Below are 14,280 nucleotides of genomic sequence, written 5' to 3' on the forward strand. Positions count from 1 at the left end.
GTCTTCATAAGCCCTTCTTAAAATACATCCATTGTTGCAGCCAAATGTTCAAATGTTTCCTGTTTTTTCTCCTCGGTCGCTTCCGCATAGATATCCATAGTAGTCTGAATATCCTTATGCCCCATGATCGACTGGATAACCTTCAGATTGGTTTCTCTTTCACAAAGTCTTGTACAAAAAGTGTGTCTCAGATTGTGTGCCGAAAAGTTGGGGAGCAGCACTGGCTCTCGATGCTCTTTTCTTGCTTCTACTTCTTCCGTCGCATTGTAGGAAGAAGATATCCTCTTGATTGCCCGATTGACTGACTGTGCATTCATTATATTTCCATAACGGTTACAGAAAATAAATCCTGTCATTCCATCAATCTCTGCATCCGTCCAGCCTTTCTCTTTCTGTTCTTCCCAGATCATTTCAAAAGCATCTTTTACCGCATCCAGCATAGGAATCGTCCGCATCCCAGCTTCTGTTTTCGGTGTTGAAATGTGATTTTCTGAGGCACGATCCTCACCTACCGGATAATACGTCAGATTATGATTAACGCAGATAATCCGCTTCTTATAATTGATGTCTTCCCATCTCAATCCCAACACTTCACCGATACGACAGCCAGTTCCAAGAAAAACGGTAAAGATTGGCCACCAGTGATAATAAATCGGATGCGTGGCAATATATTCAATAAATGCTCTCTGCTGTGGAATTGTCAGTGCATGTCTCACACCGGTTTTCATACCCAAATTTTTCTTTAACTCTGCCATGACACCATCCGAAGGATTTTTTCTGATAATGTCATCCCTCACTGCCAGTTGAAAAGTCGGATGCAGTAACGTATGAACTGTTTCCAGTGTATTGATCTGCAATTCTTGTTTCTCAACCAGGTAATTATAGAATTGCACTACATCTGAATACTTGATCTCTGCTATATTCCGCTTTCCAAATGTATCTCGCACAAAGCGGTCATACATATACAGATAATTGCTCTTGGTCGTCGGTTTCAGATTGTTTTTGAGACTCATGTAACGGTCAAATACAAAATTTACAGTAGCCTTTCCGGCAACATAGATATCCAGACCGTCCATCTGATCTTTCAAGAGTTGTGCTTCTTTTTCCCGAAGCGTTACAAGGTCTTGTGCATAAACATATTTACGTCTTCCAAGTGGGTCCGTATAAGTATATACATACCTCTCATCGGAACGTCTCTGTGATTCACCTTTCCGCAGGACTCTGCCCCGCAGATCTTTTCTTGTCTGTGCCATATAAATCCTCCTTCAAATAAAGGAAGGACTCCATATTATTCAGGTCTGTTCAAAACTTTCTCCAGTCCCTGCAAGACAACTTCTGTCACAGTCATTTTGTGTTTTCCGGCATAATCACAGATACGCTTATACATAGAATCTTCCACCCGGATACTCAATACTTTCTTTTTTACATTTTCCGATTTTGGTCTCCCTGTTCTCGCCATATCTGTTCTTATTCCTCCACATCCACATTATAATTTTCGTATGACAAAAAGTCAATCCCTGTTTTTCGTCCTTCCGCAAGTTTCTTCTGTTTTCTACGCAATCCGAAATGTCTCCAGATATTTCTCAAAGATCTCACAATTTACAAGCGCAACTTTATCAATCTTGTACACTGCTTTCGCCTCTTTTGCCAGCTCTTGGAATTTTGTCAGCCCAATGCTGTAAAGTTCTGCCCCTTCCTGATAACGGACAAATTTCTTGGCTATTTTCTTTGTCTTTTCTACATCTTTACGTGCATATCCCATACACGACACCTCCTTTTGGGCATGAAAAAAGCAGCTACCCTATTTTTTCATAGACTAACTGCTCGTGTTAAGTTCCATATTCAGTTTTATTCTATAAATCCGACAGTGAAATTCGGTCATATGCGCCATTTTTCTTATCTTCCGGGTGTGGTTCCAGTCCGATAATCGTAATGTCTTTCTGGTCTGGTCCATAAACCCAGTACATTCTCATTGCGCCACTGGTTTTGTTTTCCAGATAAGACTGCCACACTTTCATTCCATAACGTCTGGACAATGGCTCTATCTCATGGGTTTGAAGACTTGGATACCCTGGATCTGCCGATAACAGCTTTAAAGCCTTTCCCCATTTTTTATACAACTGTTCTTCCTTCTTTTTTATATTCCCAGAACGATATTTCTCCTGCAGATCTAGCCAAAGTTCCTGCATTTCAGGGATTCCCATTCGTATATTAAAGTTCATTCTTTGTTCCTTTTAAAAATCTGACAGGTCAATAGCCGGAGAAACATCTCCTCTTTTAAAGTTACTTACTGCACGATCCATATCTGCCAGGGTTCTGGCTGAAATGCTCTCTGGCACTGCCAGTTCCCGAGGTTCCAGAATAATGCAGCCATTTCCATATTCTTTTACATTATAATACTGATAAGCAGCTCCTCTGAGGGTAATCCTTTTTTATTGTCCAGATGAGCAACATAATCTTTCATTGCTTCCATTATCAACACCTCCTACGCAAGCATTTGTGTGGGAAATCCCACCTCTTGCTATTATAATACGCTTTTCTATATTTTCTGTCAATCCAAATTTACTTATTCCTATACACTTAAAAATATCCATACGCCGGCAGGTGGCAGACGGCAGATAAGGTATCTATAAAACGCTGTACCTTCTTAATCTGTCTGCCACCATCCGTTTTTTAATCAGATATTCCTGTTTATTCTTCATTCGGTCTCTTACATCACACATTATCTGCCTGAATGTTTTCTGCTTTTTCACTTTCTTTAGTACACTCATAATCTTCAATGCTTTCCGTCAGTTCATTCTCTATTCCCTGTTTTAATCCATTAAGAATTTTCTCACCTTTTTCTTTATGAACTTTTTTCATTGAATAAAGTTTTTTTGCTCCAACTATTAGTCCTACCCCAGCAAGAGTTGCTGTTGCACCAAGCAATGCGCCTTTTCTCATACCGTTTTCTTCAAAAAAATCTACCATAATTTTCATTCCCTCTTTCATATCCCCATCACCGATATTTTTCAGACCATGCGTCATATCCGGTGCAGCTTTACATTCATTAGACAATAACTCTGTTATTTTTTACTAAGATCACTCATTTGCATCCCCCTTTACATTCTCAATGTTTTTCAATAAATATTCCAGGCTTTTTACCTTTGTTTCTTCATCAACTATTTCCTGTTCAAGCTGGGCAATAGCCTTCTTCTTATTTTTTATATTTGCATTAACCGTTACAAGATTCTCTTTCAATATCTTTTTTATTTCCTCCGAATCAACAGTAGAATTCTTTATTGCTTCACCTTTTTCAATATTCTTTGCTACAAAAGTTCCTAACAACAATGTCGAGGCAGCAACAATTCCTCCTATCGGATTAGCCAATGCAGCAGCATATTTAGGCGTATTCCTTGTGAATTCTCTCAACATTGCATCAGTGATAACACTCCCCTTCTTCCGCGAATCCATATTAGCCTTTAATTTCCCTGAGCGAATCCATCTTCTAACAGTTTCTTCAGACGTATTCATCATTTTGGCAACTTCTTTTACTGTGTACGTGTCCAAAGAATCTCACCTCCTAAAATCAAGCATACATTTTAATGCTACATTTGTCAATTTTTATAGCATTAAAATGTAGCATTAAATTCAACGATCTATACAATTGTTAAACGGTTCTGATTGGTTGGATTATTCTTTAATATTAATCACACTTTTAACCGAATACAGTTTTCCTGCTTCTCATTTATCCAATACTCCAGTTCATTCTTCATCCGGCTTCTTACATCACGCATTGTCCTCCCGGATATTCCCTGTTCCTTTGCTTTGTCGTCTAATTCCCTGATTGAAATTTCGTTTTTATCAACAAGCAGTTCCTGAATCAGCTTTGCTCCTCGTTCCAGCTTTGTTTCGGTTGCTTTTCCTTCTTTTCCATCTAACAATTCATCTGCCGAAATTTCATAAGCTCCCACCCATCGGAAACCTTCTTCATCTCCCAGTTTAAAAGCCATTGTCTCCCCTGGCGGTGCAAGAGAACTTTTTTCATGAATCAACACTCTCGTTGTCGGATCTTTTCTCACTTTTCCAATAAAAATCAAGCTTCTTACTGCTGCCATGATATCAATAGAGCCAAGCCCCCGGTAAGTACTCTGTGTCCCAGAAGATTTGTTCAAATGACCAATCAGTACGATAGCACAACTGGTTTTCTCTGCAATCATACCCAATTTGCGAAATACCGGACGAACTTCATTTGCCCGGTTCATGTCCACATCTGCTCCGATAAATGCCTGTACCGGATCAATGATTACAAGCCGGACATGATTCTGTCTGACCGCTTTTTCAATCCGATCATCGGATAAGGTCAATACTTCTTCCGAATCATCAATTACCATAACCCGGCTCAGATCTGCTCCTGCTTCCACCAGTCTTGGCTTAATAGTATCGCCCATGCCATCCTCTGCTGTCTGGTAAATCACATTGAATGGCTCAATATCTTCCATGTTTGGAAACAACTTACGGTTCGTGCACGCTGCTGTCAGCATCATGGCAAAATAGGTTTTTCCCTCTCCCGGATTGCCCTGAATGATTGTTAGTTTTCCAAATGGAATATAAGGGAACCACAGCCATTCCACACTGGTCTGTTCAATATCTTTATAACATAACATCGGCACCAGTGCTTCTTTCTCCTGCATTTTCATTGTAACGGTTTCCTGTATCACTTTCTTTCTGTCAGCATTTTCGTCACAGAGAATTTCATTCCAGTCTTTTCTGGCAGGTTTCAACCGGATCACACGATATCCATCCGGAATTTCTCCTGCCAATTTTTCACAAGCTTCATTTCCTGCGTGATCATTATCCAGGCACAGGAAAACCGAAGTAATCTGAGGGCGTTCAGAAAGAAAAGTCATCAGTGCCACACTGGAGACTCCGCCCAGGCTCAGGTAGCTACGTTTCTTCCAGTCTTTTGGAAATAACTGGATAAATGACAGCAGATCAATGGCTGCTTCAAATACAAACAGTTGATTATCCTCTCCTCTGTGACAGAATCCATAAGATTTATCCGAACCAGCTACATCTCCCCGATATTTTATCCCGCCAGTTCCCCTGCAGTGCGCATATCTCGGAATACCGTCTGCATCTCTGCCGACAAATACAACATTATGGTGTTTCTTTTCTTCGTAAATATTCCCACCGGCAATCCATTCCTCCACCAGATCTTTCTCAAGCCTCCTGATTTCTGTCAGATATTTTATGACCGTCTCATTCGTTTCACTTTTCTCCGGTAACCGGAAGTCAGGTGACGGGGCGAGGCAGGACTTCTGCCTGCCTTCGCCTTCTTCATCGATCAACATCTTCACCGCTTCCGGAAATGTGGCATGATAAAATTCCATCACAAAATCCACCGGATAGCCACCCTTATTCTGGCTATGACGATACCAGCGATTTCCTGATACCGTTACACTGTCATGCTTTTTCCAACGGTATTCTCTGCCACTTTTTACCAACTGTTCTCCCCGTGCATTCAGAAAAGAAGCAAGATCTGTCTGGTTTGCTCTTGCGATCTGTTCTTCTGTATACTGCATTTTCATCATCCTTTCCCGTCTGTCCTGCAACAGATTTTTATAAACTTATCTCATTACTTCGTTTTTCTTCATTTGTCGATTTTTCACTTTTTCTTCCTCAATCAGTTTCTGGTTCTCCGCCAGTCTGCCATGAATAGAAGATTTCTGTTTCGATTCCTGCTCCGGCATTTCTCTTTTTTCTTCTGAAAGCCCGGAAGTATCTGTTTCTGGCATTTCACGATCTCGCCTGGCAATATCAGCACATCTCTGTACCTTTTTCACAAAGGCAAGCTCATCCTGATAGGGCTGATTATCAGCTTTTAATTCTTCAATCATTATACGGAGATCTTCTTTTTCTTTTTCCATCTGGATTCTGGCAGCCGTCCCTTTTTATCCCGGTATGGTTTTAGTTCACGCTCACATTTACGATAATAATTGATCGCTTTTTTATGCTCCGTATAAAACTTTTCCCGTCTTTTCTGGAAAAAGAAGTGGTTGTATTCATCTATCAACGGCTGATTCTGCTTCAATACCTGCATCTTCTTTTCCAAATCTTCCAGGTTTTTCAGTTGTTCTCTCTTTTCACTGATTTCAGCTTTGCTGGCAGAAATAATTCCATTCAGTTCCTGAATTCGTGTTTGTAAATCGTCCATTGTCTCAATGTTGTGTACCTGAAGATAATTGATGGATTTTGCAAACTCCTGTAAGTTTGAAATTTTCTTTCCCCTTCGTTCCATCTCCGCATAAAAATTTGAAAGTTTCGGGCTATTCTGCGTTTTTTTATCATAATAATCTTGCAGACTCTCCAAAAGCGTCGGGTTCTGCTGCCTTCGATCCAGTTCCATTTTCATTTCTTCATAGGCTGTTTTCATCCACTGGATAGATTCTTTTAAGGAAATGAACATCTGATTGAATTGCCGGATCGCCCGATTCAACTCTCCAATGATTGTTTTGATTCCCTTCTTCTCCATTGCTCTGACTTCGTACCCTTCATGAATTGTCGGGATCAGATCAATTCCCTGTTCTTTATAGGAACGATGGTCGATTCTTGCTGCCATATGACACTCCCGGAATTTATCATTCACTTTCTCGGTCCATGCCTTTCTCCATTCCTTTAAAAGTTCAGGATCGTTCCAACCGGTAGTAGAAACAGCATTGAAGACATACTTTCCTTTGGCATCTTTTATCCTGTTTCCTTCTTCGTCTAAAACATATTCCCGTTTCTGTTTATTTCCCCAAATTCCTTCTTCTGTAAAAGGACGAATTGGAGCAAGTACATGAAAATGAGGATTATCCGGTTCATCTCCATCTTTTGATTTTCCCTCATGAACTGCCAGATCCACAATCATGCCACGTGCCACAAATTGTTCCTGGCAAAATTCTCTCGCCAGTTGGATATTCTCCTCTAACGTCAGTTCATTCTGCAATGCAATGTCAAAAGAATAGGCAAGCTGTGCCCGCTTGCCCTTTTCTGCTCTCTCTACCTCGTTCCATAATGTTTCCCTGTCTGATAATCGTTCCGGCACATAATCCGGTTTGAGGATTTCTGTAAACATCACACCGGATTTCCTCGTGTAATCATGGACTTGTCCATAATAATCGTTATACAATTTTTGCCCGGAAATATACGCAGCCGAATTCACCACTGTCTGCCCTTTTCCTCTGGATACCTGCTTTACAGAAAAATGATAAAGTGCCATCAGCTATCATCTCCCTTCGTGGTTTTCTCTACTTCTTCAGCAATCTGCTGTCGTTCCTTTCTTCCTGCCTCCAGATATCTATCCCGGACTGTATCTCTGTTGTATTTAAGAACTTTCATTTCATTCATTACTTTCTGGAAATCCTCCTGCTCAAGATCTTTGGACATAGGAAACGCTTTTTCAAACTCAGCACCTTTAACCACCAATCGGTGTGATCGTTCTTTCCTCTCGATCAGCTTTTTTCTCTGTTCCAGAATATTCTTATTGTGCATTGCCTGTTCAAGTTCCTTTTTACTTTTTTCCATGTTGGCTTTCAATTCTTCCAGTGACATGGATTCATATTTGGGGTTCTTCTCTCTGGTCATTGTCTGTCTCTCCTTATTTTCACAAACAAAAAGAACCAGCTTTCTCTCATAAATGCTGATTCCCTGATATAAATGAGATAGGCACCTGTGCCGCAAGGGGAGCTATCCCCTTGTCCGAAATCTATGATTTCGCTACATTCCCGGATTAAGATTTCTCAAATCCGGGAACAGCACCGCAGGTCGCACGATACAGGCAGATGTAATTGCCTGTATAGAAGTGCGCTCTTAGCTTGCTAAGAGAATTATGCCGTATCCGGCGTGCTATTTTCATCATCCGTAAATTCCATCATCTCATCAATGGTACAGTCCATTTTTTTACAGATCTTCTCAACTGTCTCCATGGACACATACTTGTTTTTTCCCATCCGGGCAAGAATATTTCCGCTGATTCCGGCGAGGTATTGCATCTCTACTCGCTTCATATTTTTATCAATGAGCATTTTCCATAATCTGTTATAACTCACACCCATAATCCACACCTCCAACCACTTATTCCAGATTAGTCAAATGGGATCTCACCTTCTGCTGCTTCCATAAATCCGTCCTTATCTGTTTTCGGTGTACCAGTTGAGTTTTCACCACCGCTGTTGTCCTTGTTCTGAGCAAATTCATGCTCTTCCACAATTACATCCGTGGTATAAATCATCTTTCCATCCTTGTCCTTATAATTACCAGTACTGATACGACCACCGATCACAATCCGCATTCCTTTATGAAGATATTTCTGTGCAAACTCTGCACTCTTTCCAAATGTTACACAGGAAATAAAATCTGCTTCCTGTTCCCCATCACGTTTATATCTTCTGTTTACTGCCAGCATGTATCTTGCTACTGCCATATCATTATCTTTCCCGGCATATTTAATTTCCGGATTTTTTGTCAATCTTCCCATTAAAATAACCTTATTCATAGTCATTATCATCCTTTCCAGGCATTTCGCCCTGTGAATATTATTATCAGTTACTTTTTCGCCAGCGGTTTCCGTGCGTTTCCCTGTCACCTGCAGCCATCTCAGACTGCCTCTGCCTGCATATACAGGTCACTGACCATAAGGCTCCGGTCAGCCGCCCATCATCGGGAGTGTCATTATGATCTCGCTCACTTTCAGAAAAGAAAGGTCATGGCAAGACTCCTGGTAGACTTCCAGGGTGCACTTATCAGTTGTCAAGGTTCAACAAAGGAACATTTTCAAAACGTCCTCTAATTACTAAAGTCAAATGACCTGGCACGATGCAAAAAATTCGTGATATTTTTTGCGTTTTTATTACCTTACCTTTTGTTTTCGTTAGTTCCTTCATATACTCTGTACTGAGGCGTATAAAAACGGACATGATTTTGAAAAATAATTGTTCCTCTACCTATAAAGCTTTAAAAACGGTATTTACCAACCCTCTTTTGCAAGTTTGTTATACATAAATGAAATATTTCTTCACTAATTACCTGTCACATAGAACGTGAGGGCAGATATTTTCTTAGAAAAATCATTTTTCCACTAATCACACGTGGCAAAGGATATAATGTCAGATGATTTTGAAAAAAAGCAAAAAAATAGGCACTAACCATTTACGGTTAATGCCCTTTGGGATAATCATTATTTATCTGTTTTTATCTGATTGCGAAAGTACACTTGCAGCTAAACTCTTTGTTGTTCCAGAATACTTATTACTGTTCATTACCATAGATGCCTTTGTTTCCATAGCTTTACCAGTAATTTTTCCGGTGTTTCTCTGTGACAATACACTTGCAGCTAATGACTTCTGAATTTGAGAACTATTATTCGATCTCATAATTTTTGAAGCCTGTGTTGATAATTTCTGTCCACTTGATTTTTTATTCATGTTTTGTCTCTCTTTCTTTTTAAGAGAGAATGTGATCATCAAACATTCTCGAACATATTGTTACTTATAATTTATTTATCGTTCTTTTCTTTGGCTTCTTTACGTGGAAAGCAAAATACCTTTTTGCCAACCTGCTTAGCATATAAACGATTTCCATTTCTTAATGTAATATATGCTGTAAAAACCATGTCAGTCTGGTCACATTTTACCATGCAATCTGCCTCCTTTCCAAAAGATTTTTCTCAGACGAATCCGAAAAAGTATGGAAATTGGCAGAAACAAATACTAAAATATATTTGAAAGATATGGTTTTAGTAGATGATCTTTTGTCTCTGCTATTTCCGCCAGAGTTCGTTTGAGGCCCTAATCTCAAATGAACTCTTTTTTTGGAATCAGAAAAGTTGCAAGCCTTATATCATAGTGACTGCTTCATTCAAATCAAACAGCATTAAATTCATTTCTGGAACTAATACGCCATTTACTCGATACGACAACTGACTCAAATCCCAATCACAAATTCTTGCAATCGTGTTAATCAAATCTTTTGCATTCCATCGAACCGACAAAACACCATTTGATTTTTCCTTATAAAACTGTACTGACTTATCATCATGTTCATCACATGCTTGAACCGCAATCTGTTTATCAGATTCGTTTATCAGAAGCTTTACATATGTTGGGTATTTCATCTTCATGATTACAGATTTGTTGAATGTAATACCATTACTTGTAATCGAAATATATGGTACACCCTCGCTAAAGTCAAACGTCTTAAAATTTGATAAATCAATCACTCTGCTCGCCTCCTTTCTGTTTTCTATATGATTATAACATATTCATCCATTCTGTTCAATCCTATTTATTTTCTTGTTTTCTTTTCGTCTTTTATTTGTTTTTTATTCATCTTTTGTTCTTCTATTATTTTATTATTTATTCACTTGTCATTTTGTACATTTGTATTAAAACTCATGCGAATACTTTTTATTTAAAAGAATTTAACTGAAAACAGATACAATTTTTATAGTAGTCAAAACAAAAGGCACTAAGCATTTGCGGGTAATGCCTTTTCGGTTAATCATTATTTTCTATTTTTCTTCTGTCAGCTTCTGATACATTTTCATCAATTCTGCCACACAATCGGCTTCCGACATTTTAGTGCTGAATCCATAAGCCTCCATCACAGCTCTGTTGTTTGCGTTATGTGCTTTAAGTAATTCCGGCGGCATAGTCAACGGGTCATAAAGATCTGCAAGACTGCTATTTGGATAAAGTGCTCTGGCATTTAAGATTGCCTGTGCAGTTTTCTTTATCTTTTCTTTTTGTTCATCCGTAGGTGACGGCCATGGGAAATTATTGTAAACAATCGTATTAGAATAACTATAATCACTCTTTAATCTGCCACATACAACTCTTGTCCATGCCATATGAACATTCGACATCAATATACCAAACTCATAGCTTGTTGCAGATGGCATTGTAAAAAGTTTATCACCCGGAATAATTTCACCATCCAGATAATCCATTGGAATATATCTTCTGTTTTGTGATGACACCTTCGGTATCGCTATATACGGAGAATCATATTCAAGTATTGATGCAAATAATCCTGGAGTATCTGCAGCTTTTCTTGTATTATTTCTCGTGCTTGCCATTCTAAATTCACGAACTTTATCAATTCTTTCTCTGACAAGCGGACACCGTTTCAATAATGATGGATCTGCCCCAACCAGCCATATACAATATCTTGGTTTTCTATCAATAAAATCTTTTCCCATCATATAATGTCTGATGAAAGATATTGCCTGTGGCTCTTTAGATATCAATTCTTCTTTTTCTTCTTCCGTAAGTATCAAATATCCGCCATCTATTGCCTGTCCTCCTAATGAAATAGGTGGAACATCTGATAAAGGTTTCATTCTTTTTTCAATTGAAATATTATCTGCATCCAGCAGATAACCATTAATATTTTTTGCTACTATTATATCGTCCTTGGAATATATCTTCTTCTGATACTCTGCACCATTTTTTCTACTAAATCCTATAATGACACAATGTACATGTGCTTTGATTGAAGCCTCACTATCCCATATAAATGTTCTATATGCATAATCAATTTGTATTCCATCTTCAAACAGTGGTTTCCACAAAATGGAAACGCTCTCTCCCTGAGTAATTGAATTAGTCGATACAAGAGCTGCTCTGATATTTATATTTTCCTTCATGTAATCAGATGCCTTTTTATACCAGCAACTTACATAATCGAGATTACCTACACTTTTCCATCCAGCAAATATATCAGCAACATCTTCTTTTTGTTTTTCTCCCATCCACCTTGCACCAACGAAAGGTGGATTCCCCATTATATAAGATAATGACTTAGCCAAAACAACGCTGTTCCAATCTATCTTCAGTGCATTACCTTCTGCAATATTTACATACGTCTTCAACGGAAGGAAATCATCATTGAACCCATATACAATATTTTTTGTTTCCTCCATCATCTGTGATTCTGCAATCCACAAAGCTGTCTTTGCTACTGTCACGGCAAAGTCATTGATCTCAATTCCATAAAATTGTTGAATGGATACTCTGATTGGATTATGAACATCTCCCAACGTCATCTGACCACCAACTTTTTCACGAATGACTTCATTTTCTAACCGTCGAAGTGATAAATATGTTTCCGTCAGAAAATTTCCCGAACCACAAGCCGGATCTAAAAATGTCAGTAAAGCCAGTTTATTCTGAAATTCATCCAGACGTTTTACTTTTGTCCTCTGCACCTGTATTTTCAAAATCTCATGAAATTCCGTCTGCAATTTATCGAGAAACAACGGATCAATCACTTTATGTATATTGGAAATACTTGTATAGTGCATTCCACCGGATCTTCTCGTTTCTGGATTTAACGTTGACTCAAACACTGCCCCAAAAATTGTAGGGGATATATCACTCCAGTCAAAATCTTCAGAAGCTTTGGTCAAAAGTAATTCTTTGATTTCTTCTGTCAACGGCGGAATCTCAATAGTTTCATCTGAAAACAATCCACCATTCACATACGGAAACTGTGCTAAATCTTCTTCTAAATATTCGTCTCTCTCAGAGACAGGTGTATCCAAGACTTTAAACAGTTCCAGTAATGCACGCCTACAGTCTTTCACTTCATATGCTTTCAGATAATCATGGAAAATATTCCGTTTTCCAAAAATCCCAGCATCCTCGGCATAAAGACAGAACACAATTCGAACACATAAAGCATTCAGACTTTTCAGTTTATGCTCTCTTTTCTCTTTTTGTTCAATGGTTTCCTCTTTCGCTTTTACTTCTGGAATCTTATACTGTGTAAGGAATGCTTCATAAAGCAGTCCAACAATATCTCCTGCTTTAATCGATACTTCCATCTCGTGAGAGATTTTCTGCACATCTTTCTTTATTAAAATATCAAGCAACGGATACTTACTCGGTATTTCATCCAATGATATTTTTACTGCCTCCGGTACTCTGGCATTCATATCATAAATCCATATATCAGAGAAATTGCTGGTAATGATCCAACGTGCCTTTTCATCATATGGGAGATTATCATTATATCGTTTTGCTTGATCATACGGCGTCAGTTCTATTGAACCAGAATTCATAATCTTATGGTCCAGTGCTTTACCAAGACTCTTTTGTTCAATCAATACATGCGTTTCTGGAATATACACATCAATTCTTTTTGTATTTCCATCTACCACAACTTTTTTCTCAAATTCCACACGATCTGTCACATTCTCCATTCCAAGAACGTTTGACAGAAAATCAATCCAATATGATCTTCCATCCTCATCTTCTCTTCCTCTCCCCTTCCATTTATTTGCAAATTGGCGGGCAGCTTCCCTCTGTTCTGCATCGGTCATCGTTTTTTTCCTCCTGCGTATCCGTAAGCTCTCATATTCATAATCTATTAACTCAGACAGGTAAAGTACCGATACTTATCATGTATCTGTATATCATCATTCATCTGCAAAAATGTGTACTTTCCTGTAAAATGCTCATTTTTTCTCTACTACTCCATAATATCATAAAACAGCCTATCTTCCAACGATAGAAGTTCGTTGACGATACCTCCAAAGCACTTGTCAAAAAGTACACTTTCATGTAAAACACCCACCTTACAATAATTTGGCTTTTTCGTAAATTTCTGCACGATACCGAAAAGTTGATAAGGGCATATTACATTCTTTCGCAGCAGACGTTCCAGTTATTTTCCCGTTTTTCCACCGCTGATACACATCGTGAAAATTATCTGGCAATCTGCTTGGTGGTCTACCGAACCGCACACCTCTGGCTTTTGCCGCTGCAATACCTTCTGCCTGCCTTTGCCGAATATTTGTTCTTTCGTTTTCTGCTACAAATGACAGTACCTGCAATACAATATCTGACAGAAACGTTCCCATCAAATCTTTTCCCCGGCGAGTGTCAAGTAAAGGCATATCAAGAACCACAATATCAATTCCTTTATCTTTTGTGAGAATTCTCCACTGTTCCAGTATTTCCGCATAGTTACGTCCTAAGCGATCAATACTTTTTATATAAAGAAGATCATCTTTCCGGACACGTCGAATCATTTTTCTGTATTGTGGGCGCTTGAAGTCTTTTCCAGACTGTTTATCAATAAAAATATTCTTTTCTGGGATAGCCAACTCCTTCAATGCAATCAATTGCCGATCTTCGTTCTGATCCCGACTACTGACACGTATATATCCAAATATATTTCCCATCCTTGTTTCCTCCTGCATAGTCTCTGATAGGTGAAAAGCTGTCTTCCCCAAAAGAAAGACAGCTCCCCATG

Annotated in this window: 17 protein-coding genes; all 17 read right to left on the reverse strand. The window is 38.8% G+C overall.

Annotated features, from left to right (window positions below; translation table 11 throughout):
* Positions 1-17: 17 nt before the first annotated feature.
* The 17 genes from CK1_RS13180 to CK1_RS13265 all read right to left on the reverse strand — a co-directional run bounded on the left by CK1_RS13180 (position 18) and on the right by CK1_RS13265 (position 14,209).
* Complete coding sequence (locus CK1_RS13180; protein WP_015526700.1) at positions 18-1,253, reverse strand: site-specific integrase; 1,236 nt, start codon at positions 1,251-1,253, stop codon at positions 18-20.
* A 35-nt stretch (positions 1,254-1,288) separates the two neighbouring features.
* The gene (locus tag CK1_RS13185; RefSeq protein ID WP_015526701.1) at positions 1,289-1,459 is read right to left on the reverse strand and encodes a hypothetical protein; all 171 of its coding nucleotides are present in this window, start codon (positions 1,457-1,459) and stop codon (positions 1,289-1,291) included.
* Positions 1,460-1,552: 93 nt separating this feature from the next.
* Entirely contained in the window at positions 1,553-1,762 is a 210-nt protein-coding gene (locus CK1_RS13190; RefSeq protein ID WP_005609464.1) for a DUF6462 family protein, read from the reverse strand.
* 91 nt (positions 1,763-1,853) lie between these two features.
* The gene (locus tag CK1_RS13195; protein ID WP_243151962.1) at positions 1,854-2,189 is read right to left on the reverse strand and encodes a hypothetical protein; all 336 of its coding nucleotides are present in this window, start codon (positions 2,187-2,189) and stop codon (positions 1,854-1,856) included.
* Between the two features lie 526 nt (positions 2,190-2,715).
* Positions 2,716-3,027: a hypothetical protein gene (locus tag CK1_RS13205; RefSeq protein ID WP_306288923.1), complete on the reverse strand. Its 312-nt coding sequence runs from the start codon at positions 3,025-3,027 to the stop codon at positions 2,716-2,718.
* Positions 3,028-3,081: 54 nt separating this feature from the next.
* Positions 3,082-3,549 carry a helix-turn-helix domain-containing protein gene (locus tag CK1_RS13210; RefSeq protein WP_044961321.1) on the reverse strand — a complete coding sequence of 156 codons (468 nt, stop codon included), beginning with the start codon at positions 3,547-3,549 and terminating at the stop codon, positions 3,082-3,084.
* Between the two features lie 140 nt (positions 3,550-3,689).
* A complete protein-coding gene (locus CK1_RS13215) occupies positions 3,690-5,564 on the reverse strand; it encodes an AAA family ATPase (RefSeq protein WP_015526705.1) in 1,875 nt (624 codons plus the stop codon).
* A 45-nt stretch (positions 5,565-5,609) separates the two neighbouring features.
* The gene (locus CK1_RS13220; RefSeq protein WP_306288924.1) at positions 5,610-5,879 is read right to left on the reverse strand and encodes a hypothetical protein; all 270 of its coding nucleotides are present in this window, start codon (positions 5,877-5,879) and stop codon (positions 5,610-5,612) included.
* Positions 5,879-7,243: a MobQ family relaxase gene (gene mobQ / locus CK1_RS13225; protein ID WP_015526707.1), complete on the reverse strand. Its 1,365-nt coding sequence runs from the start codon at positions 7,241-7,243 to the stop codon at positions 5,879-5,881. Before mobQ ends, CK1_RS13220 begins: the two co-directional genes overlap by 1 nt.
* Positions 7,243-7,608, reverse strand: coding sequence for a DUF3847 domain-containing protein (locus CK1_RS13230; protein ID WP_015526708.1), 366 nt, complete (start codon positions 7,606-7,608; stop codon positions 7,243-7,245). The genes mobQ and CK1_RS13230 overlap by 1 nt, the downstream gene beginning before the upstream one ends.
* 242 nt (positions 7,609-7,850) lie before the next feature.
* Positions 7,851-8,078, reverse strand: a complete 228-nt coding sequence (locus CK1_RS13235) for a helix-turn-helix domain-containing protein (protein ID WP_015526709.1) — start codon at positions 8,076-8,078, stop codon at positions 7,851-7,853.
* A gap of 29 nt (positions 8,079-8,107) precedes the next feature.
* Positions 8,108-8,518 carry a single-stranded DNA-binding protein gene (locus CK1_RS13240; protein WP_015526710.1) on the reverse strand — a complete coding sequence of 137 codons (411 nt, stop codon included), beginning with the start codon at positions 8,516-8,518 and terminating at the stop codon, positions 8,108-8,110.
* 685 nt (positions 8,519-9,203) lie between these two features.
* The gene (locus tag CK1_RS13245; protein WP_044961316.1) at positions 9,204-9,446 is read right to left on the reverse strand and encodes a hypothetical protein; all 243 of its coding nucleotides are present in this window, start codon (positions 9,444-9,446) and stop codon (positions 9,204-9,206) included.
* 71 nt (positions 9,447-9,517) lie between these two features.
* The gene (locus tag CK1_RS13250) at positions 9,518-9,658 is read right to left on the reverse strand and encodes a hypothetical protein (protein ID WP_015526712.1); all 141 of its coding nucleotides are present in this window, start codon (positions 9,656-9,658) and stop codon (positions 9,518-9,520) included.
* Between the two features lie 198 nt (positions 9,659-9,856).
* Positions 9,857-10,240, reverse strand: coding sequence for a hypothetical protein (locus CK1_RS13255; RefSeq protein ID WP_180214226.1), 384 nt, complete (start codon positions 10,238-10,240; stop codon positions 9,857-9,859).
* Positions 10,241-10,531: 291 nt separating this feature from the next.
* Positions 10,532-13,345 (reverse strand): DNA methyltransferase, encoded by a 2,814-nt coding sequence (locus CK1_RS13260; protein ID WP_015526713.1) that lies wholly within the window; start codon positions 13,343-13,345, stop codon positions 10,532-10,534.
* A 255-nt stretch (positions 13,346-13,600) separates the two neighbouring features.
* Complete coding sequence (locus tag CK1_RS13265) at positions 13,601-14,209, reverse strand: recombinase family protein (protein WP_015526714.1); 609 nt, start codon at positions 14,207-14,209, stop codon at positions 13,601-13,603.
* Positions 14,210-14,280 lie beyond the last annotated feature (71 nt).

It is taken from the genome of Ruminococcus sp. SR1/5, assembly GCF_000209835.1.
Lineage (GTDB): Bacteria > Bacillota > Clostridia > Lachnospirales > Lachnospiraceae > Blautia_A > Blautia_A fusiformis.

Excerpts from the sequence above, each read along its gene's own strand:
- CK1_RS13180 (WP_015526700.1), bottom strand. The coding sequence starts at position 1,253 with ATGGCACAGACAAGAAAAGATCTGCGGGGCAGAGTCCTGCGGAAAGGT.
- CK1_RS13185 (WP_015526701.1), bottom strand. The coding sequence starts at position 1,459 with ATGGCGAGAACAGGGAGACCAAAATCGGAAAATGTAAAAAAGAAAGTA.
- CK1_RS13190 (WP_005609464.1), bottom strand. The coding sequence starts at position 1,762 with ATGGGATATGCACGTAAAGATGTAGAAAAGACAAAGAAAATAGCCAAG.
- CK1_RS13195 (WP_243151962.1), bottom strand. The coding sequence starts at position 2,189 with ATGCAGGAACTTTGGCTAGATCTGCAGGAGAAATATCGTTCTGGGAAT.
- CK1_RS13205 (WP_306288923.1), bottom strand. The coding sequence starts at position 3,027 with ATGACGCATGGTCTGAAAAATATCGGTGATGGGGATATGAAAGAGGGA.
- CK1_RS13215 (WP_015526705.1), bottom strand. The coding sequence starts at position 5,564 with ATGCAGTATACAGAAGAACAGATCGCAAGAGCAAACCAGACAGATCTT.
- CK1_RS13220 (WP_306288924.1), bottom strand. The coding sequence starts at position 5,879 with ATGATTGAAGAATTAAAAGCTGATAATCAGCCCTATCAGGATGAGCTT.
- mobQ (WP_015526707.1), bottom strand. The coding sequence starts at position 7,243 with ATGGCACTTTATCATTTTTCTGTAAAGCAGGTATCCAGAGGAAAAGGG.
- CK1_RS13230 (WP_015526708.1), bottom strand. The coding sequence starts at position 7,608 with ATGACCAGAGAGAAGAACCCCAAATATGAATCCATGTCACTGGAAGAA.
- CK1_RS13235 (WP_015526709.1), bottom strand. The coding sequence starts at position 8,078 with ATGGGTGTGAGTTATAACAGATTATGGAAAATGCTCATTGATAAAAAT.
- CK1_RS13240 (WP_015526710.1), bottom strand. The coding sequence starts at position 8,518 with ATGAATAAGGTTATTTTAATGGGAAGATTGACAAAAAATCCGGAAATT.
- CK1_RS13245 (WP_044961316.1), bottom strand. The coding sequence starts at position 9,446 with ATGAATAAAAAATCAAGTGGACAGAAATTATCAACACAGGCTTCAAAA.
- CK1_RS13250 (WP_015526712.1), bottom strand. The coding sequence starts at position 9,658 with ATGGTAAAATGTGACCAGACTGACATGGTTTTTACAGCATATATTACA.
- CK1_RS13260 (WP_015526713.1), bottom strand. The coding sequence starts at position 13,345 with ATGACCGATGCAGAACAGAGGGAAGCTGCCCGCCAATTTGCAAATAAA.
- CK1_RS13265 (WP_015526714.1), bottom strand. The coding sequence starts at position 14,209 with ATGGGAAATATATTTGGATATATACGTGTCAGTAGTCGGGATCAGAAC.